Below are 19,222 nucleotides of genomic sequence, written 5' to 3'. Positions count from 1 at the left end.
AATCAGGTTACGCTCCTAATTCAAACAAAATGACTACCAGTAGAAATAGATTATTGACGCTTAGTCTGCTGACAGGATTGAGCTTGATGGTGGGTTGCAGTGATTTTGGAAATCAGAATGTCAACCCCAATTCCGCCGTCACGCCCGTGACGTCGGCTCTGCTGACGGAAGCTATACTCGGCGTTCCACCCACGACGCCCACGGGTGCCCTGCTGGAAGGCATTGGCGGTCGGCTGACGGTGCTTGATCCCGAACCCCGTCTGTTTGTGCAGTATTGGTCGGAGAGTCAGTATCCGGAGAGTTCTCAGTATTCCACCACGTTTTCTGACTGGTTCCGGTATTACTCGGTTACGTTGCAGGACCTGCAAACGATTATCGATTACAACACCGACGAGTCTACGAAGGCATACGTGGCCCAGTTTGGCTCCAACAACAACCAGTTGGCCGTAGCCCGGATTTTGAAAGCCTACATGTTTTCTGTCATCACGGATCGCTGGGGCGACGTGCCGTATTTCGACGCGCTGAAGAAAAATACACAGGTAAAATATGATCCGCAGCAGGCTATTTACGCCGATCTGTTCAAGGAGTTGAAAGAAGCCAGCGCTCAGTTCGACACGGGTAAAGCATTTGATGGCGACATTGTGTTTGCGGGTAGTGCGGCTAAATGGAAAAAGTTTGCCAACTCGTTGCGGATGGTGCTAGCAATGCGCCTGACGAAAGTTGACCCGACTACGGCGCAAACCGAATTTACCGCAGCTTACGGCGACGCAGCGGGCTACATTAGCACCAACGCCGATAACGCAATCATTAAGTTCACAGACGTTAACCAGTTTCGTAACCCCGACAACGCTCTGTTCGATGGGCGCAGCGACTATGGCGTCAGCGACGTGCTGGTGGATAAGCTGAAAGCGCTGAGCGATCCGCGTCTGCCCGCCTACGCTACCCCATCAGAGAACGGCGATTATAAAGGGCTGCCCTATGGCTTAACTCGCGAGTTGTTGATTAATTATACCAATGACAACCCTGACTACGCGCTGCCCAGTGTACAAGTGCTGGCCAAAACGCAGCCCAGCTACGTCATTACGGCGGCTCAGATGTTGCTGGCTAAAGCCGAAGCGGCTGCCCGTGGCTGGATCTCTGCCGATGCCGCGACTGCCTATAATGATGCAATCCGGGCATCGTGGGAGCAGTGGGGCGTGTATAATGCCGCTGCGTTTGCTGCCTACACGGCCAGTGCGGCTGTTGCCCCGACAGCGGGCGACATACTGGCCAAGATTGGCGACCAGCGCTGGATTGCCCTGTATCCAAACGGTACGGAAGCCTGGTCGGAATGGCGCCGGACGGGCTACCCCGATCTGAAGCCTACGCAGTATGCCGTTAATGACAGCAAGCAGATTCCCCGTCGGTACGGCTACCCAAACACGGAGCCTACCCTGAACACGGGCGCGTATGAAGAAGCAGCCGGTCGCCTGCAAAACGGCGACAAAACAAACTCCCGCGTGTGGTGGGATAAATAGTAAAATACCCAATATATTCATCCCCGCTTCCGAACAGAAGCGGGGATTTTCATGTCCAAAATTGCAGTTTGAGAAAATCAGGTAAGACTATGCAGAATGGCTGGAGAACGTTGAGCAACGGGAATTACGCGACTTAAGTAACCCTGGGCAATCCATAAAAAAAGCGGGCCAACATCGTCAGCCCGCTTTTTGCATTACGCTTTATCCAACTATTAAAGGTCTATATATGGGATTGCCGAACGGGCTACCTCTATTAAATCAATTGATGTGCTGCAACGTACTACAGGCAGCGGGTGGAAATAAATCTTACCAAAACTTGAGCTAAACCGCTACGCCGGACCCACGTACAATCCTTTTAAAAATCAAATTACAGCAAAATCAGTGTTTCGTCAGATGCACGGCTGCCTTAAGTATATTATTCGGTAGTTAAATTGATTTTTCGGTAGGTAGGACCCCTTTGCGCGGGCTATTGTAAAGACAGATACACCTGAGTAAAGTGCCGACGAAGCTGAGATGGTGCACCATTTCTACCCACAAACTTTTTGGTGGAAACACAGTTATTCCATGCAGTTAACCGACTCAACCCCATGGAAAACGAGAAAGACGTAGAGCGCGAGGACGCGCAGATCATAGGCCGCACCGAAGGCCCGTTTGGCTCCGATGATGCCGATGCTGACCTGATCGTGCAGGACAATAAGAACCGGGATGTCATCCAGAACTCGGCCAACGGCCTTGACAGTGTGCAGGTGCGGGGCGGGCAGGACGGCCGCAACAACCGGGGCCTTGGTGGCATGGACATGGATGGCAAAAACGGCGTGTTACGCATGGGCGATCAGGACGACAGCGCTATGGATGTAACCGACGAAGCCATCAGTAACGCGGCTGCCAGTGAAGGTCAGACGAAAACTGCCATGGTAGACGTAACCACCAGCGGACCCGATGACTATGCGTCGGCCGATAAAGTTGGTGTGCCAAATGCTCAGAAAGCAGCCAAGGAGCAGGATGACGCCGATGAAGATGAGGCAATTACGGATGAGAAGGAACAGATCGAACGGGAAGAAGACGTCGCCGAAACCGGAACAGACCTCAACAACCAGCCTTCTTACTAATCAAATGAACAATGGTTAATGTATAATGTGCAATGAACATTCCCTGCATTATCCATTTTGCATTCTTCATTAACCATTACTCATCTAAACCAATCAACGTTATGAGCGTAAGCAGCAACTCCCGCAAAGAAAGTACTGAGTCCAACGCGGCTCAGCAAATGCACAGCACAATGGGTATTCATCCCGAACTGGCGCAGTTGAATGATAAAAACTTAGAAAACGATCTGCCCTCACGCGTGGCCGACAGCGGCAGCGTCGATGTGCCGGGCGACGCTGCGGACGCGAAAACGCTGGCGGCTGAAACCGACGACGACACGAGCGGCCGCGTTTCGGTTACGCAGTCGTCGTTACCTGCCGATGCTGAAGATGCATCGACTGATGAAGATAACCCGATGATCGCCTACCGACAGCCCGCCGATTCGCTGACGGAAGACGACAAAGTAGCCGACGCCGACTGGAATAGAAGTACGAGCGAAGGTGCCATACCCGCAACCCGCGTTAACGAGCCAGACCGGACGCTGGGCAATTCGTAGGCTGTTCTCAGAGCGCGCACAAAAAGGCGAATCCACGTGGATTCGCCTTTTTTGTGCGCGCTCTGAGAACAATCTAATTTAAGTAACCAATCCGTTTATCATCCTACTAACTGGCGAAACGGTGCTACCCGATTTTGAACTACCCCTAAGCGACAGGCTCTGACCCGTGTTTATGCTTCCAAAAGCAGCAACAGTCGGCTGTCTCCGACCGGGCGTTGTTGCTTTTTTGCGAAAAACTTTCGTAAAACCACAAACGCTTTCTACATTTAACCTCCTTCGTTTCACTACCTCTGTCCATGCGTTTCCCGCTGTTGCTGCTCCTGCTGATCCTATCGCCCCTGCTCTGCCCGGCGCAGCAGACGGCGATTGATACGCTGCACTGGAGCGCAACTCGTCGGCTGCAACTATCTGACTTTCACGCGCCTAAACAATCCGGTCTGGGTGGTTCAGAATTTTACTACCAGATTGGTTACGACGTGCGTCCAACGATCCCCGGTAATCCACCCGCCATCGACGCGTATTGTCTGATGTTTCGGAACCTGTCGCGGGTGTCGGAAACGGCCAATAATGAGCGAACATTAGCCTACAATCAGGTCCTGTTCGATCTGGTCGAGATTTATGCCCGGCAAATGAAAGCTCAACTCATTGCGCTGAAGGCCGACCGTCGGTTTAAGCCGCAGGCCAAACAGATTGAGTACCTCACCAACGCCAAACTCGGAGCCGAAGTAAACCAGTTTCGGTCGGAGACGGGCGGGGGCGACGACCTCGGCGTCCTACAGCGCTGGCAGCGGCAAGTGATTCAGCGGCTCTACGACGTGCCGGACTTAGTAACGACGTTCCGGCCCGCCAAAATAGGCCTGGGTGTTCTGGTTGGCGGGAGCATGCTGGCACCAACGGGTGCATTAACCCAGATTCTACCCACGCAGACCGGACTCGTATACGGCGTTGACCTTGCCATTGGCCGAACCACCGTGCTGCTCCACTTAAGTCACCACAACACGACCCTGCGAACCGGCTTTACCGAACATGACCAGGAATGGGCGGCCGACATGCGGGTTCGGACTACCTTAGCCGACGTTGGGTTTGGGCGGACCCTCTACGATGGTGCCCGCAGCCGACTGCTTCCTTTTATTGGCTATCGACTACTGGACCTGTCGCCCCGCGACCGCAATGATGAGCGCTATAAAGGGTTTTCGCTAACAGGCCACATGCCCACGGCGGGCCTGATATGGGATGTTAAGTTTGGCGGTAACGCCAACCGACCCGACCGGGTGGTGGATCGTTTCGGGTTCGTGCGGACCAAATTATCCCTTAGTCCCGTGTTGGCTCCTAAGCCTCTGTCGGGTGGTTTGATTAATCTTCAGCTTAGCATTGGCGGATTCGGACGACCCCGGCGCGTGTATTATCAACCCGAACGCACCACGATTCTGCTACCGGGAAATGCAATTTAGCGGCCACAGGACAGCCCCCTAATAAGGATCTGGTCATCGTTAAGCAAGGGCATTCCGCTATCTTTGCATTCGTATGAAAAAGCACTTTTTGCCCCTGCTGATTGCCTTTGTCGGAGCAGCCTGCAATCCGGGCTACCACCTCACCAACCGCACCGCCAGCCGCATTGGGGTCGACTCGGTAGTTGCCCCGGCTGACAGCAGCGTCGCCCGATTTCTGACGCCGTACCGGCAGGGGTTAGACAAAACCATGAACGAGGTGCTGACCCGCTCAACCGGGCGCATCGAAAAAGGCCAGCCCGACGGTCCGCTCAACGACCTGCTCACCGACGCGCTCCTGCAACAGGCCACCCAACGCTACGGCAAACCTATTGACTGTTCACACCTGAATTTCGGCGGGATTCGTAACAACCTGCCCCAGGGAAACATCACGACCGGTTCCATTTTTGAAGTCATGCCGTTCGATAATCAATTAGTGGTGCTAACCGTTACCGGCGACATGCTTCAGCAGATGCTGGACCACTTTGCCAATGGCAATAAGCTGGTTGTTGGCGGGTTGCGGGCTAAACTGCGCGACAGCAAAGCGCAGTCGGTGACGTTCACAAACGGCCGGACCCTCCAGCCCGATCAAACGTACACTATCGTTACAAGCGATTACGTGGCCGACGGGGGCGACAACGCCGGTTTCCTGCGAAATCCTGTTAAGCGTGAAAATATCAATTACCTCATGCGCGACGCCCTGATTGACTATTTCCGGCAACAGGGCAAATCTGGTCAACCGCTCACTCCCACTTCCGATGGACGCATTAGTCTCGAATAGACGCCAATTTTTGAAACTCTTCGGGACGGCCGCTGTCGTCGGCTCGGTAATGCCCGAAGCCCTCGCGGCCAAAAAAGCCACGACGCTAACCATTCTGCACACCAACGACGTACACAGCCGACTGGACCCGTTCCCGATGGACGGCAGCCGGAACGCGGGCCGGGGCGGGGTGGCCCGCCGGGCAACGCTGGTTCGGCAGATTCGGCAGGACCAGAAAAACGTGCTGTTCTTCGACGCGGGCGACATATTCCAGGGGACGCCGTACTTCAACGTCTACAAAGGCGAACCCGAAATTCTGGCCATGAATCAACTCGGCTACGACGCCGGAACCATTGGCAACCACGATTTCGACGGGGGCATTGACAATATGGTCACGCAGTTTGGCAAAGCGACGTTTCCGCTGTTGATTGCCAACTACGACTTCAAAAACACGGTGCTCGACGGACGGACGACGCCCTACAAAGTTTTCAGTAAAGACGGCATCCGGGTAGGCGTCTTCGGATTGGGCATTCGACCGGAAGGCCTAGTGCCAAAAGATGCGTACCGGGAAACGAAATACCTCGACCCCATTGAAATGGGTAACGACGTAGCGGCCCGGCTTCGCAATGAGCAGAAATGCGATTACGTCATTTGCCTGTCGCACCTCGGTTTCAAGTATGATGGCCCGACTGTGTCGGATAACGTACTGGCTACCAAAACGCGCAACATTGACGGCATCATTGGTGGTCATACGCACACCTTTCTGGATGCCCCGGTTACGGTCAATAACGCCGATGGGATGCCGGTCTGGATCAATCAGGTAGGTTTTGCGGGCATCAACCTCGGCAGGATCGACCTGACGTTCGAGCGCGGCAAAGCATTGGTAGCGGGGCAGTCGATGGCCGTGAAACCCTGAACTAATTGGGCAAATTTGGCGTAAAAAAGATATCTTAGCCAGTAGAAACGGATATTATGAAATTTGGCGTTGTTGTATTTCCCGGCTCCAACTGCGATCAGGACGCAGTAGATGCCCTAATCCTGATGGACCAGGAGGTCATTAAACTCTGGCACAAAGACCACGACCTGCAGGGCTGCGATTTTATTATTCTGCCTGGTGGTTTTTCCTACGGCGATTACCTTCGCACGGGGGCCGTGGCGCGATTTTCGCCCATTATGAACGAGGTTATTGCCCACGCTAACCGGGGTGGTTATTTAATGGGCATCTGCAACGGGTTTCAGGTGCTGGCCGAAGCGCGGCTTGTGCCAGGGGTGCTGCTGCGGAATGCCAACCAGCAGTACGTCTGTAAAAACATTTACCTGACGCCCCAATCGCCCGACGCCCTGCTGACAGCCGGATTAGATCGTCCGGCTTACAAAATTCCAATGGCGCACGGCGAGGGTCGCTATTTCGCCGATGCCGACACGCTCAAATCACTCAACGACAACGGGCAGGTGCTGTTCCGGTACTGCGACGAAACTGGTGCTATCACCGATGCAGCCAATCCAAACGGCAGTCTGGAAAACATCGCGGGTGTAACCAATGAAGGCAAAAACATTTTCGGCATGATGCCCCACCCCGAACGGGCCGCCGACCCCACCCTTGGCAATACCGACGGCCGACTAATTCTCGATCAGATTTTGAAAGCGGTGTTAGTGTGAGTAAATAGTCATAAGTCGAAGGACGGGGCCGCCCCATCCTTCGACTTATGACTATTTTTACGCTTGCGCTTCTTCCAGCACCGGGTAGTCGATGAAACCCTGCTCGAAACCGTTCGGGCCGGGAGCGTAGAACGTAGCAGGGTCCGGCTGGGCCAGTTCGGCACCCGTTTTCAGGCGCTCTACCAGGTCGGGATTCGCGATGAACGGGCGACCAAACGCCACTAAGTCAGCTAAGCCGCTTTCGAGTACTTCCTCAGCGCGGGCCGCGTCGTAGCTACCGCTCAGAATCAGCGTTCCTTTGAACCGTTCGCGGATGCCGTCCACAACCGACGGCGGCACCGGCGGTGCACCCATGCCCGCATGGTCGACCAAATGCACATAAACCAGCCCGATGGTGTGTAATTGCTCCACTAACCGATTGTAGAACGTTTCGATGCCGTCGTAGTTGGACAAATCACCGGCAACTCCGTAGGGCGACAGACGAACCCCAACTTTGTCGCCCCCAATAGCATCTACTGCGCCCTGGGCCACTTCGAGCAAGAATCGGCTGCGGTTCTCGTCGCTGCCACCGTACTCATCGGTGCGCTGATTGGCGGACGGGTGCAGAAACTGCTCAATCAGGTAACCATTAGCGCCATGAAGTTCGACGCCATCAAAGCCAGCTTCAATGGCGTTTTTAACAGCCTGCACATACTCTTGAATCGATTCCTTTACCTCCTCCGTCGTCAGTTCACGGGGCGCAGGCTGGGGTTGCATACCCTGCGTATCGGTCCACATATCACCTTTAGCGGCAATGGCCGAGGGGGCAACCATTTCGGTACCAGCGGGCAGGTTGGCGGGGTGCGATATCCGGCCGGTGTGCATCAACTGCGCGAAGATTTTGCCCCCTTTTTCATGAACGGCGTCCGTTACGGTTTTCCAGCCTGCTATCTGCTCTGGGCTGTACAAACCCGGAATCCGGGCGTAGCCGAGACCATTGGGTGAGGGCGACGTACCTTCAGTAATGATGAGACCAGCCGTAGCACGCTGGGCATAATAGGTAGCGACAATATCGCTGGGAACACCCTGGCTAAGGGCGCGGGCGCGGGTCATGGGGGCCATGACAATGCGGTTCTGAAGCGTCAGATTGCCAAGTTTCGCTTCACTAAAAAGTTTTTGTGCCATAAAATTCGGACCGTTTTAAACGGCTTATGCGGTTGAATACACTCAGAAAACGCATCCAAACATTTAAAAGTTTAGATGTTTGTGATTAAAAAACTTAAACGAGTTTTTCTAAGAAGCCCGATAGCTGTTGCAACGACACTTTATTAAGCGTCAAGTTCAAGTTGCGGCCTTCTTTCTGTGCGTTAACTAATCCGCTATCTGTTAAGAGTTTAACGTGGTGCGACACGCAGGGCTGCGAAAGACCCGTTAGTTCCTGAATGTCAGTGGAGGTGAGCGTTCCCCTGCGCGAGAGTTCCATCAGGATCGACAGCCGGTACTTGTCGGCGATGGCTCCGGTGGCTTTTTCAACAAAGCGATCTTCCATATACTTGTGCAGACGATATTGGTTCGACTGCGTACAAAATTAACAAAATCCGTTTCAGTATGGTGCCGGGGCGAACTGCCGGGCAGATTCGCCTACCTTTGTCAATCTACTCTAACACTCTTTTTGATGAAAGTAAGCGGTTTTTCGTACATCCGAAACGGGTTTACCTATCAATATCCTTTTCTGGAATCCATCCAATCCATTCTACCCATCTGCGACGAATTCATTGTAGCAGTTGGCGACTCAACAGACGGTACGCGGGAGGCTATTGAAGCCCTCAATGATGCCAGAATCAAGATTGTCGACACCGTCTGGGATGAGCAGATGCGAAAGGGAGGAACGATTTTTGCCCAACAGGCCAACACAGCGCTCGATGCCTGCACCGGCGATTGGTTGTTTCATATTCAGGCCGATGAGATCATCCACGAAAATGACCTGCCAACGATCCGGGCAGCTATTGAGGGAGCCGACGCGGATAGCCGCACCGAGGGTTTTCTGTTCGATTTTCTAAATTTCTACGGCAGCTACAATTACCTGAACGGCACACGCTATCAACATAAAAAGGAGATCCGAATCTTTCGGAGCGGGTTAAACGTGCGCTCCTACCGTGATTCGCAGGGTTTCCGCAAACATCCCCCTCAGTCTGCTCAGAAACCCGGTTTCAAAGGTGATAAGTTGTGGGTTCGGCACATCGGCATACCGGTTTACCACTACAGTTACGTGCGTTCCCCGAAAGAAATGAGCCAAAAGGCCCGCTACTTCGCCAAGTTTTACCACGATGATGCGCAGGTAGAAAAACAGTTCGGGAGTCAGCAACACGAAGTAAACTACTACGCCATTGAACGGGTCGTTCCCTTCACCGGCACGCACCCGGCCGTAATGGCTGACTGGATCGCAACCGGCAATTACGACTTCGACCCCAGCCGGATTAGTGGCGAGATGACGCTGAAAAAACGCGTGGCCTACTGGTTGGACAAAGTAACCGGTCGGCGCATCGGCGAGTATAAGAACTACAAACTGATCTAATCAGGCAGGTCCGTCTCCCGCAGATCTAAATCCGGGACACGGACCTGCCTGATTTGCTCTTTCTACTGCTTCATAATCTTCACGGTCCGGCTTTGAGTGCCGCTGCTTACCCGGAGCAACAACAGGCCCGATCCTGATTGAGACACATCGAACCGCTGTCGCTCAACCGCCCCCGCCTGCTCTACCAACCGGCTCTCGACCAGGTGGCCCCGTAGGTCAATCAGACGCAAAGTCAGCGGCTTGCCTTCCGCCCCCCGTACCTCTACCGTTGCGGCATCACTCACCGGGTTGCCCAGCACGACTACACTCAACTCAGCTACCCGCTCTCCGGTGCCTACCCGTGCCTGACTCCGTCCGCAGGCCGCTTTCAAATCCCAGATGTAGCTCACCATCACCCCGTTCTGGCGGGCCATCAGCGTGAAGGGCTTCACGTCGCTGGCCGTGCGGGAGTCCTTGTCCACGAACTGGTTGGGGTTGGTGGTCCAGCCCGTAATACCCGCTGCCGCGTACTCGATAGTAGAGCCATTGCCCCCGCTGCTGCGGAAAGTGAGCGCACCCGTTGCGCAGTCGTAGGTGGGAGCCAGCAGCGCCAGCGTTCCGCCAGTGGGTGGATCGACCGGTGGCTGCGTACCGGTGCAATATGCACTGAGGTAGGCCTTCAGATCGAAGACATACGTCGCGGTCCGGTTACCCTGCGTGGCCGTAATGGTAATGGGTTTGGGGTCATTGCGCAAAGACTGCTCAACGATTCCGGTATCGCTGGTCGGCGACGAGAGAATAACGCCCGGCGCGTTGTACACAAGGGGTGAGTCGTAGGGACCATCCGTGCGGAATACCGTGCTAAATGCAATCCGTCCAGTCTGGCAATCGTAATCAGGTTGCGTCAGCCGCAACTCATTATCCGGGTTACTTTCAGGTCTATCAGTGATATTAATGGAGAGCGTCGTCGAAACCGAATTGTTCGGCGGTGGCAGATTCAGATTCGTGGCGGTTACAATTATGTTGTAGGTGCCAACAACCCCTCCCCTACCGGCGATTAACGCATAAGGCGACTCCACGGCACTTAAATCCTTGAAGATATAACCGGGGGGCAACCTGGAGAAAAAGCCGAGCGTAGATTCGTCCACGCTGAAGCGCAGATTGGATCGGTAACCGGCATGGGGTGGCGTTGGATCGCTGAAGTACTGGCTTAGGACGAAAGGCTCTATCGGCCTCCCGCTGTCGATCCGGCGTGTCAGGACAAGAACAGGCCCGTTGACAACGGGAGGGAGAATGGTAGGCTGGTTGCCGCAGGCAGCCGTTAAATCAAACGTATAGCTAACCGTACGGCCGCTTTGGGTAGCCGTGATGGTGATGGGTTTGGGATCATTGCGCAATCCTTGCTCAACGGTGCCGGTGTTACTGGTAGCCGATGAGCGGCTGATCCCCGGCGCATTATACATGATAGACGAACCGTCGCCCCCGCTCGTGTTGAACACGATTGCACCCGTCTGGCAATTGTAGGTAGGCTGAGTCAGCGCCAGCGCTCCGCCCGTGGGTGGATTGACGACGGGCTTATCGACAATGGTGATTTTGAACGTGGTCGATGTTGAGTTATTCGGCGATGGTATTTTGGGGTTAGTGACGGTAACGGTCACAGTGTAAACGCCAGTGGCGGTTGGAGTGCTGTACAAACGAACTTCTCCAGTACTGGGTGTTTCGAAGAATAGTAAACCGGGAGGCAGACCGCCTGCCGTAAATCTGAAGTTGCCCTGCGGATCTCGATTGAAGTACTGGTCCACCCGTTCGTTTACGCCTTCACCAACCGTGAATGTAAAATCGGGAATGGACGTGATAAGAGCCGGTGCTAAAGGATTGCCCCCAACAGAGCAGGAGGCCTTCAAATCAAACACATAGCTGGCCGTCTGCGCGTTCTGCGTGGCGGTAATGGTGATGGGCTTAGGATCGTTACGCAATCCCGGCTCAACCGTACCGCTGTTGCTGGTAGCTGACGAGCGACTGATGCCTGGTGCGTTATAAGTGATGGCCGAGCCGTCGCCCCCGCTGGTGTTGAACGTAATGGCTCCTGTCTGGCAGTTGTAGGTTGGTTGAAGCAACGTGAAGGCATTAGCGGGAGCCGCGTTTTTCAGCTTCACAATCCAGGTAGCCGGGTTATTATTAGTTTTACCCTGCACGTCGCCATCGGTTGAGGTGGTTGTGCCAACCACAATGTACCCGCCGTCATCGGTAATGATTATGTCCTGTGGCGTATCGTTGCCCGATCCGCCCAGCGTTCTGTTCCAGACGGGCTGGTCAAATTGGGCGATGTTAATCAACCGAAAATCGCCTGCGTTTTGGGACATGGCTTCCAGGAGGGTATGATAAGGAGGTTGCCCATTCCTGGCCGGAACCGCTACCAGCTTAGATGAGGTCCCAACCACTGGGACAGAACCGAAGAAGCCCCCGCCGGGATCACCATCGGGACCAATATTAAGCGTACTCGTAACGTTGGCGTTAAGATTGTTGACAACACCACCATAAGCGATGAATGATCCGTTGGAATACGGACTGAGAATCACATTGTTCAGTGACCTTCTCTCTTCGTATTGCTTTTGCCAGACGGTGTTACCCTGCCCATCGAGTTTAGCAGCCCAGCCACGAGGCATATCGAAGTTAGGAAAGGAGGAAGTCCCACCAACCAGTATATAGTCACCGTTTGGGGTAGCAATTGCTTGACTAATAGACGTGTTAATGGAATTATTAAAGCTTATTCCCCTGCTCCACACACTGACCCCGTTTCTGTCAAATTTCTCAGCAAACACCGAGTTCGTGCCGTTTCTTCTTATGGGACCGGCAGTTCCAAATACCACAAAGCCACCATCTGAACTGGCTACTATGCTGGTCAGCAAATAGAAGACATTATCTGTGTTTCTTGCTGTCATGCGGGTTACCCACACGAGTGCTCCGTTGGCATCTCGCCTTTGCAGTGACCAGTCCAGATTATCATTAACCCCCAATACTACCCCACCATCCGATGTTGGAGCCAGTCCAGCCGTTGAAAAAGGAAGTAATGTCCCTACGTTGGTGAAAACGCGTGTAATTGGCGTATCAGTGATGATAGTACCAGCAGACGTTAAGGACAACAATCGACGGTCCGATGTCAGGACAGAATAGCCACCCTGACTATTTTTTACGATAGTGGGTCTTGACTCTGGACTATTAACATCGTTGGCGCTGTTAGCTTCCACCACCCGCTGCCACTCAATGACGGGGGGCTGCACCGTTTGCGCCTGGGTAGCAAGCGTTCCGCTCATTAACCACACCAATGCCAACCACAACCGGTTATCCATTCGTACATACTTGTTTTTCATAAAACTGGATTAGAAAAGTGAACACCATGCCCACCATCGGGCATTGACCCTTCTATATAGGATGAAGGTTGGAAAGGTGAGTCAGATATATACTAATCGGTGTTATTAATTTATTAAGGATGGATGGATAGTCAGTACAACCCACAAAAAAAGGCAGACCGTTGTGGCCTGCCTCTCTACTTTTATCCGGTTAGCTACCCTACACGTCGCACAGTAGCACGGCTTCTTTCAGGCTCGTCAGCGGGTCGCGCTTGGGAATGAACTCCTGCGCCACATACCCCTTGAATCCCGTCTCGACGATGGCTTTCATGACAGCGGGGTAGTAAATCTCCTGCGTCTCGTCGATCTCGTTTCGGCCGGGATTACCGCCGGTGTGGTAGTGACCAATGTACTGCTGATACTCCCGAATGTTGCGGATGATATCGCCCTCCATGATCTGCATGTGGTAAATGTCGTACAGCAGTTTGAAATTGTTCGAGCCGACGCGCTTGCACAGATCCGCGCCCCAGGCCGTGTGGTCGCACATGTAATCCTTATGGTTAACCTTACTGTTGAGCAACTCCATAATGATGGTGATACCGTTCTTTTCGGCGCTGGGCATCAGCCGCTTCAAACCCACGGCGCAGTTTTTCGCCCCTTCTTCGTCGCTCATGCCCCGGCGGTTACCCGAAAAGCAGATCACCGTGTTCAGACCTGCGGCTTTGAGTTTTGGGAAAATAGCTTCGTAACTGGCCACGAGTTCGTCGTGCAGTTTAGGGTCGTTGAAGCCCTGCTCGATGCCTTTGCCCGCCCCGTTCGGCAGGGCTGAAGTGAGGCCGTACTTTTTGAGCGTCGCCCACTCATCCGGTCCGGTCAGTTCAATGGATTTGATACCTATTTCCTTAGCAGCCTTGCACAGATCATCCAGCGGAATTTTGCTGTAGCACCACCGGCACACCGAGTGGTTGATGCGGCCCTTCAGGAGTGGAGCCACCGGTTCGGATTGGGTCATGGCAGTAGCGAGGGAGTCGGTCAGCGACAGGGTGAGTGCGCTGCCGGTCAGGGTTTTGAGAGCCGTTCGGCGTATCATAATGAGTGAATGAGTAGATGAGCGAATGAGTGTTGCTGGCGATTTATTCGCTCATTCACCAATTCGCCCATTGTTTTACAGTTCCCTTATTCGGATGTTGCGATACCAGACCTTGTTGCCGTGGTCCTGCAGGGCGAGGTGACCGGTTTGGTATTTGCCAAAGCCTTCCCAGCCTTTGAATTTACTTTCGGCCACCATCTTATCCCATTCCGGGCCACTCGTGGCGTATTCGGCGGTTTTCTTGCCGTTCAGGTACTGTTCAGCTTTGCCTTTGCTGATCACTAACCGGGCTTTATTCCATTCACCAGCCGGTTTGGCGGCCATTGGCGTAACAGGCTTTTGCAGGTCGTAAAGCGCTCCGGCCGTGCGGTTGCCATCGCGGCCCTGCTTAGCGTCGGGGTGACGTTCGTTATCCAGGACCTGCATTTCAGGACCCGTGTTGTAGGTCGCTTTGAATTTGGGGTCTTCGTGAACGTGGAAGATGATACCGCTGTTGCCGCCCTCGGCAATTTTCCAGTCCACTTCCAGCTCAAAATCGCCGTACTCTTTGTCGGTTACAAGGTCGCCTGCCCCACCGGCTGTTAAGTGAATCGCCCCATCGTCGACCGACCACTTGTCTGAAACGGGTTGACCCATTTTGAGGTAGGTATGCCAGCCCGTAAAGGATTTGCCATCGAAGAGGGTTTCCCACTTACCCTTTTTGGGTTTTTCGGGCCGAGCTTCGGCCGGGTTCGTGCCGGAAATCAGGGCGAGGGCCAGCAGGGCAGCCGCTGATACGCGCAGGTAGTTCATAATCGAGCGTTGTTTAGCGTGATGTATACGGGGTGATAACGAAAAAGAAAGGTAATCCCGTGAAGTACCCCTCCGATACAACAAAGACGAAGCCGGTTCACAACTACCTCACTGGCGACCGATAATCTCTTCCAGAAACGCCCGGAACGGCTTGGCGAACTCGGGTCGTTTGAGCGCAAACTCGACGGTTGTCTTCAAAAAGTCGAGTTTATTACCAATGTCGTGGCGCTTTCCTTCGATACGGTAGGCGTACAGATTCTCGCGTTTGAGGAGGAGCAACAGCGCGTCGGTTAACTGGATTTCATTGTTTTTCCCCATCGGCGTCTGCTCCAGCATCGTGAAAATGTCGGGCGTCAGGATATAGCGGCCCGCAATGGCTAAATTAGACGGGGCCTCACCCAGGGCCGGTTTCTCAATTAACGTATCCAACTCCAAAATTCGGTCGCTCAGCGACCTCCCCCCCACAATGCCGTAGCGATTCACCTTGTCGTGCGGCACCTCTTCCACCGCAATCACCGACCCGCCATACTGGGCGTAGGCGTCGATCAGTTGCTGCGTCACAGGAATCACCGAATCCATAATGGTATCACCCAGCAGCACGGCAAACGGCTCATTACCAACGTGATGGCGGGCGTAGCAAATGGCATCGCCGAGGCCGTTCAGCTCGCGCTGCCGAACGTAGTGCAGGTTGGCCATATCCGACAGTCGGCGCATCTCATCCAGCAGCAACTGGTCTTCTTTCTCTTCGAGCCGGGTTTCCAGCTCGAAGTTGCGGTCAAAATGATCTTCGATGGCCCGCTTGCCCTTGCCCGTAATAATCAGGATGTCTTCGATGCCCGAATCGACGGCTTCCTGCACCACGTACTGAATGGTGGGGCGGTCGATGATGGGCAGCATTTCTTTGGGTTGCGCCTTGGTAGCGGGCAAAAACCGGGTGCCAAGTCCGGCAGCGGGAATAACGGCTTTTTTAATCATGTCAGACAACGTACGGTTTTATAACGCGGGCATTAATTTTTTTCAGTCCAACGAAGAGTCGGTTCAGCATCGCATCGTCGCGGTAGAAACCGATGATGGAACCACCCGAACCGGTGAACGAGGCCGACGCTCCGCAGGCCCGCGCCCGGTCGATGAGGCTTTGGTTGCGGTCACTAATGGTGTAGATGCGGGTGCGCAGGTCGAAATTCCGGTTCACGAGTTCATTGAGCGCGTCGGTATCCTGCCGGAGTACGGCTTCGCGCCCTTCGCGGGCTACGTCGGCAATGGCGTTCATCGTTTCCACCACGAGTGCCTCGCCTTTAAGCCACCGCGCCCGAACGTCATTATGCACCCGCCCCGACTGCTTGCCCAGGTCGGTATTGTAGGCAATGTAAAGTTTGGGCAGCAGACGCGGGTCGAGGGGTTCGTATTGCCCGTGCCCCTGCCGCTCCATGGTAAGGCGGTCGAAATCCATGTACACGCAGCCTTCGTAACACTGAATGACGCGGTCCTGCAACCCGGCCGTGATCCCTAATTCTTCGGCTTCGGTGGCGAGCACTAAGTTGGGCAGCACCGGCAGCGGAATCTCGACGTTGTAAAACTGCATCAGCGCCCGGAACGTGGCGACGATGATGGCGCTGGAACCGGACAAACCCACCTGCCGGGGAATCGACGTGCTGTAGCGGATGGAAAAGTTTTGGTTGGGTAGCCGGATGTGCTCAGCCTCGCAGTACTCGGCGAATTTTTTAATGGCCGCCTTCAACAGCGGAACACCTCCGTGGTAGCCGAGCGTACTGACGGCGTCGCGCAGGTGATGCAAACTCCGAAACACGTTGGTATCCTGGGGCTGGGGTTCAATATGTAATTCGGGCGACGGGTACAGCGTAACCGATGCGCCGAAATTGCGGACGGTGATGGCGATGGTTTTGCCGAAAAAGCCGTCAGACGGGTTGCCGAGCAGGCCCGCCCGGGCGTAGGCACGGGTTTCGATGAGCAAGGATTACGATTGGTCGAAAGGTTGGGACAAGTTTACGAAACAAAGCGAAACGGCTGATTTTAACTACCCACAAAAATAAAAAGAGCGACCGAAAATTTATTCGGTCGCTCGCTGCGGGCACTCTTAGCCCACCCTTATTTACTTGGGGTCTACTTTATCTTTTCCGTCGTAGCCTTTGTTGTGCGGATCATAACCCTGATTCGGATCGTCGCCCGGTTCGAGATAGGTGGCATCGCCCCGGTGAAACAACGCATCGTCGGATGGATTATCGGCGACTTCGTCCAACTTTTTACTCGCTTCGTCGCTCATCATCCGGCCTTTCGGCTGGTCGGTCTGCACCGCGTCGGCGTTCACGTCCCACTCCTGGGTGGTTCCATATTGTTCGCCTTCAGGCAGGTCAGGATCGCCAATATTCACGTTCTGTTCGCGGGCATTACCCAGTTGCTGCGACGTTTCTCCGCGATCTTTCGTCGTGACGGCACCGTACTGAGCGTTGCCAACGCCTTCCGACTCGCGGCCGTAGTCCGAGTCGCCATGTTGATTAGGATCGTGGGAGTAAAACTCAGGATCAACTTTATCCGGATCGAATGGTGATGTCGTTGCCATGGCGTTCGTTGTTTTTCGAGGTATAACCCGAAAGCCGAGCGGGTTGTTTGGGAAGACTGGCGCATTGAGCATGGACCGAGCAGACTCCAGTAAACGGTTCTGGTTTATGGCTCAGTAAAAATCGCATCTCCCTTAGCGCCCATGTAGGCTCCCCAGCGGATTGCTTTGGGGGGCAGGCCACTCAGTTCTCGGCGCACGAAATAGGTCAGTGGGGGCGGTATGCGGCTCGCTCGTGCACCGGGGTAACTCACCGTCGTAGCGGCCAGCGACCCGTATAACACATCCACGCTACCATCGCCATCTATGTCGCCAATGTACGGAGTAATAGCAAAATTGGCCCCCGGCAGGGCGTCGCTGATGCGTAACTGGCTCTTATTCTTGAAATCAAACCCAATTAACCGGCTTTCTACGTACGATTGGGGACCGTGCGGGTCGGCATCTTCGTTAACGTTCAGGACAACATCGTCGTAGCCATCGTTATTCATGTCGAGCGTCAGTGGGGAGCCATAGCTGAAACCCAGCGTGGCAAACTCATCCACCGGGCGGCCCGTAGCCCCATCGAGCAAAAACTCAATGCCCCGCCCGTAATTTGGATACTTGCCAATGGCGTAGCAGACAAAAAAATCCGGGATGAAATCGTTACCTGTGAAGTAGCCAATGGCGGGCATACTGTAGGTTTCAGCACCGGGTTGTGCGAACGTCCACAGCACGCGGTCCGTTTTGCCGTCGATGGCCAGCGTCCGGGCGGCAACCGTGCTGATGACGTAGTCGGGTGTGCCGTCACGGTTCAGATCGCAGACGAGTGGCGGAGCGACAACGCCCTTGCTGGCTTCGGTAGCCAGCCGTTTAGCACCAGACAAGTCATTTCTGAACAGATCGCCCAACGTAGCTTTGTAGAAACTGCCGCTAATGGCTTCTCCACCAGTACCGAACAGCAGTAACCAGTTGGCCGGGTCCGAACCGCGTTTCACCACCACCGGCGAACAGTACGTCTCCCGCCCGTCGGGAACGCGCGCGTCGTGCAGAATTTTTCCCGACTGGCTGCTTAGAATGAGTAATCGGCCAACAGGTCGGGGCATTTTGGCATCGTTGATACTCGCATCTCCCCCGTTGGCAATCAGCAGATCGTCGAGACCGTCAGCATCCTGGTCAGGGATGAGCTGGGCGTTGGTGAAGTTAAACCACCCCGCCCGTTTATGCGCCATGGAGTCGGTGGTCTTAAAAAACTCCCAGATCAGGCGACCCGTTTTGCCATCAATGGCCTGTAGTTCGGCCGAACGCCCCCCAATGATAACGTCGGGTGTCTGATCGCGGTTTATATCCAGGAATGTTGCTGAGCCAAAGACTTGGTTTCTCCCGGCCGTATGCCAAAGCAGGTGCCCATCCCGGCCATCAAAGGCCAGCACGGCCGAGTCGGAGTGCGCCCATTCCTGGCCCCCACCCCCCAGCACAACGTCCTGCACGCCGTCGCCGTTGAGGTCAGCGACGCGGGGTGATGAACTCGCCAGTACACCGTTTAACGTGGTTTGCCAGTTATCCGGCCGACTGGTGCAACCAATCAGCAAGGAAAGGACAACGAACAGGCACCAGGGCAATTGATTCATTTGACTATTTAACTTATGCGTATCCTGGACGGCCACATCCGGGCGTAAATAGACCTTATCTCGCCCGGACGTGGCCGTCCAGGATACCACCACCCAGGATACATAAACGCTTGCACCGGACCGAATGGGCATTAAAAGCAAAAGCCTACACAACTTTGGTACAAGCAAATGTAGGGTGCAAGTGATCCCGTTAGAGACCCTTACACCCTA

Annotated in this window: 17 protein-coding genes; 8 read left to right on the top strand and 9 right to left on the bottom strand. The window is 54.4% G+C overall.

The window, feature by feature from the left end; translation table 11 throughout:
• Nucleotides 1-29: 29 nt before the first annotated feature.
• The 7 genes from ACYVHB_RS14765 to purQ all read left to right on the top strand — a co-directional run bounded on the left by ACYVHB_RS14765 (nucleotide 30) and on the right by purQ (nucleotide 7,065).
• Nucleotides 30-1,517 (top strand): SusD/RagB family nutrient-binding outer membrane lipoprotein, encoded by a 1,488-nt coding sequence (locus ACYVHB_RS14765; RefSeq protein ID WP_461052524.1) that lies wholly within the window; start codon nucleotides 30-32, stop codon nucleotides 1,515-1,517.
• A gap of 587 nt (nucleotides 1,518-2,104) precedes the next feature.
• On the top strand, nucleotides 2,105-2,626 hold the full coding sequence (locus ACYVHB_RS14760) for a hypothetical protein (RefSeq protein WP_461052523.1): 522 nt from the start codon (nucleotides 2,105-2,107) through the stop codon (nucleotides 2,624-2,626).
• A 101-nt stretch (nucleotides 2,627-2,727) separates the two neighbouring features.
• A complete protein-coding gene (locus tag ACYVHB_RS14755) occupies nucleotides 2,728-3,159 on the top strand; it encodes a hypothetical protein (RefSeq protein WP_461052522.1) in 432 nt (143 codons plus the stop codon).
• A 296-nt stretch (nucleotides 3,160-3,455) separates the two neighbouring features.
• Nucleotides 3,456-4,610: a hypothetical protein gene (locus tag ACYVHB_RS14750; protein ID WP_461052521.1), complete on the top strand. Its 1,155-nt coding sequence runs from the start codon at nucleotides 3,456-3,458 to the stop codon at nucleotides 4,608-4,610.
• A 73-nt stretch (nucleotides 4,611-4,683) separates the two neighbouring features.
• Complete coding sequence (locus ACYVHB_RS14745) at nucleotides 4,684-5,427, top strand: 5'-nucleotidase C-terminal domain-containing protein (RefSeq protein WP_461052520.1); 744 nt, start codon at nucleotides 4,684-4,686, stop codon at nucleotides 5,425-5,427.
• Entirely contained in the window at nucleotides 5,405-6,322 is a 918-nt protein-coding gene (locus ACYVHB_RS14740) for a bifunctional metallophosphatase/5'-nucleotidase (RefSeq protein ID WP_461052519.1), read from the top strand. Before ACYVHB_RS14745 ends, ACYVHB_RS14740 begins: the two co-directional genes overlap by 23 nt.
• 56 nt (nucleotides 6,323-6,378) lie before the next feature.
• The gene (gene purQ / locus ACYVHB_RS14735; RefSeq protein WP_461052518.1) at nucleotides 6,379-7,065 is read left to right on the top strand and encodes a phosphoribosylformylglycinamidine synthase subunit PurQ; all 687 of its coding nucleotides are present in this window, start codon (nucleotides 6,379-6,381) and stop codon (nucleotides 7,063-7,065) included.
• A 57-nt stretch (nucleotides 7,066-7,122) separates the two neighbouring features.
• On the opposite strand, the gene ACYVHB_RS14730 is transcribed toward purQ, so the two are convergent.
• Both ACYVHB_RS14730 and ACYVHB_RS14725 read right to left on the bottom strand, forming a co-directional pair.
• Entirely contained in the window at nucleotides 7,123-8,229 is a 1,107-nt protein-coding gene (locus tag ACYVHB_RS14730) for an alkene reductase (protein ID WP_461052517.1), read from the bottom strand.
• A gap of 94 nt (nucleotides 8,230-8,323) precedes the next feature.
• Complete coding sequence (locus ACYVHB_RS14725) at nucleotides 8,324-8,593, bottom strand: ArsR/SmtB family transcription factor (RefSeq protein WP_461052516.1); 270 nt, start codon at nucleotides 8,591-8,593, stop codon at nucleotides 8,324-8,326.
• A gap of 126 nt (nucleotides 8,594-8,719) precedes the next feature.
• Between ACYVHB_RS14725 and ACYVHB_RS14720 the strand changes: the two genes are divergently transcribed.
• Nucleotides 8,720-9,619: a glycosyltransferase family 2 protein gene (locus ACYVHB_RS14720; RefSeq protein ID WP_461052515.1), complete on the top strand. Its 900-nt coding sequence runs from the start codon at nucleotides 8,720-8,722 to the stop codon at nucleotides 9,617-9,619.
• A gap of 62 nt (nucleotides 9,620-9,681) precedes the next feature.
• On the opposite strand, the gene ACYVHB_RS14715 is transcribed toward ACYVHB_RS14720, so the two are convergent.
• The 7 genes from ACYVHB_RS14715 to ACYVHB_RS14685 form a co-directional block, all read right to left on the bottom strand.
• On the bottom strand, nucleotides 9,682-12,969 hold the full coding sequence (locus ACYVHB_RS14715) for a T9SS type A sorting domain-containing protein (RefSeq protein ID WP_461052514.1): 3,288 nt from the start codon (nucleotides 12,967-12,969) through the stop codon (nucleotides 9,682-9,684).
• A 199-nt stretch (nucleotides 12,970-13,168) separates the two neighbouring features.
• Nucleotides 13,169-14,038, bottom strand: coding sequence for a hydroxypyruvate isomerase family protein (locus ACYVHB_RS14710; RefSeq protein ID WP_461052513.1), 870 nt, complete (start codon nucleotides 14,036-14,038; stop codon nucleotides 13,169-13,171).
• Nucleotides 14,039-14,113: 75 nt separating this feature from the next.
• Entirely contained in the window at nucleotides 14,114-14,830 is a 717-nt protein-coding gene (locus ACYVHB_RS14705) for a 3-keto-disaccharide hydrolase (RefSeq protein WP_461052512.1), read from the bottom strand.
• 108 nt (nucleotides 14,831-14,938) lie between these two features.
• Complete coding sequence (gene galU, locus ACYVHB_RS14700) at nucleotides 14,939-15,805, bottom strand: UTP--glucose-1-phosphate uridylyltransferase GalU (protein ID WP_461052511.1); 867 nt, start codon at nucleotides 15,803-15,805, stop codon at nucleotides 14,939-14,941.
• 1 nt (nucleotide 15,806) lies between these two features.
• On the bottom strand, nucleotides 15,807-16,802 hold the full coding sequence (locus ACYVHB_RS14695) for a mevalonate kinase family protein (protein WP_461052510.1): 996 nt from the start codon (nucleotides 16,800-16,802) through the stop codon (nucleotides 15,807-15,809).
• Nucleotides 16,803-16,940: 138 nt separating this feature from the next.
• The gene (locus ACYVHB_RS14690; RefSeq protein ID WP_461052509.1) at nucleotides 16,941-17,408 is read right to left on the bottom strand and encodes a hypothetical protein; all 468 of its coding nucleotides are present in this window, start codon (nucleotides 17,406-17,408) and stop codon (nucleotides 16,941-16,943) included.
• A gap of 104 nt (nucleotides 17,409-17,512) precedes the next feature.
• Nucleotides 17,513-19,012, bottom strand: a complete 1,500-nt coding sequence (locus ACYVHB_RS14685; RefSeq protein ID WP_461052508.1) for an outer membrane protein assembly factor BamB family protein — start codon at nucleotides 19,010-19,012, stop codon at nucleotides 17,513-17,515.
• Between the last annotated feature and the right edge of the window lie 210 nt (nucleotides 19,013-19,222).

It is taken from the genome of Spirosoma arcticum (genome assembly GCF_054779955.1).
Note: the sequence above shows the minus strand (reverse complement) of the source record. Positions and strands in the feature narration are given on the sequence as shown.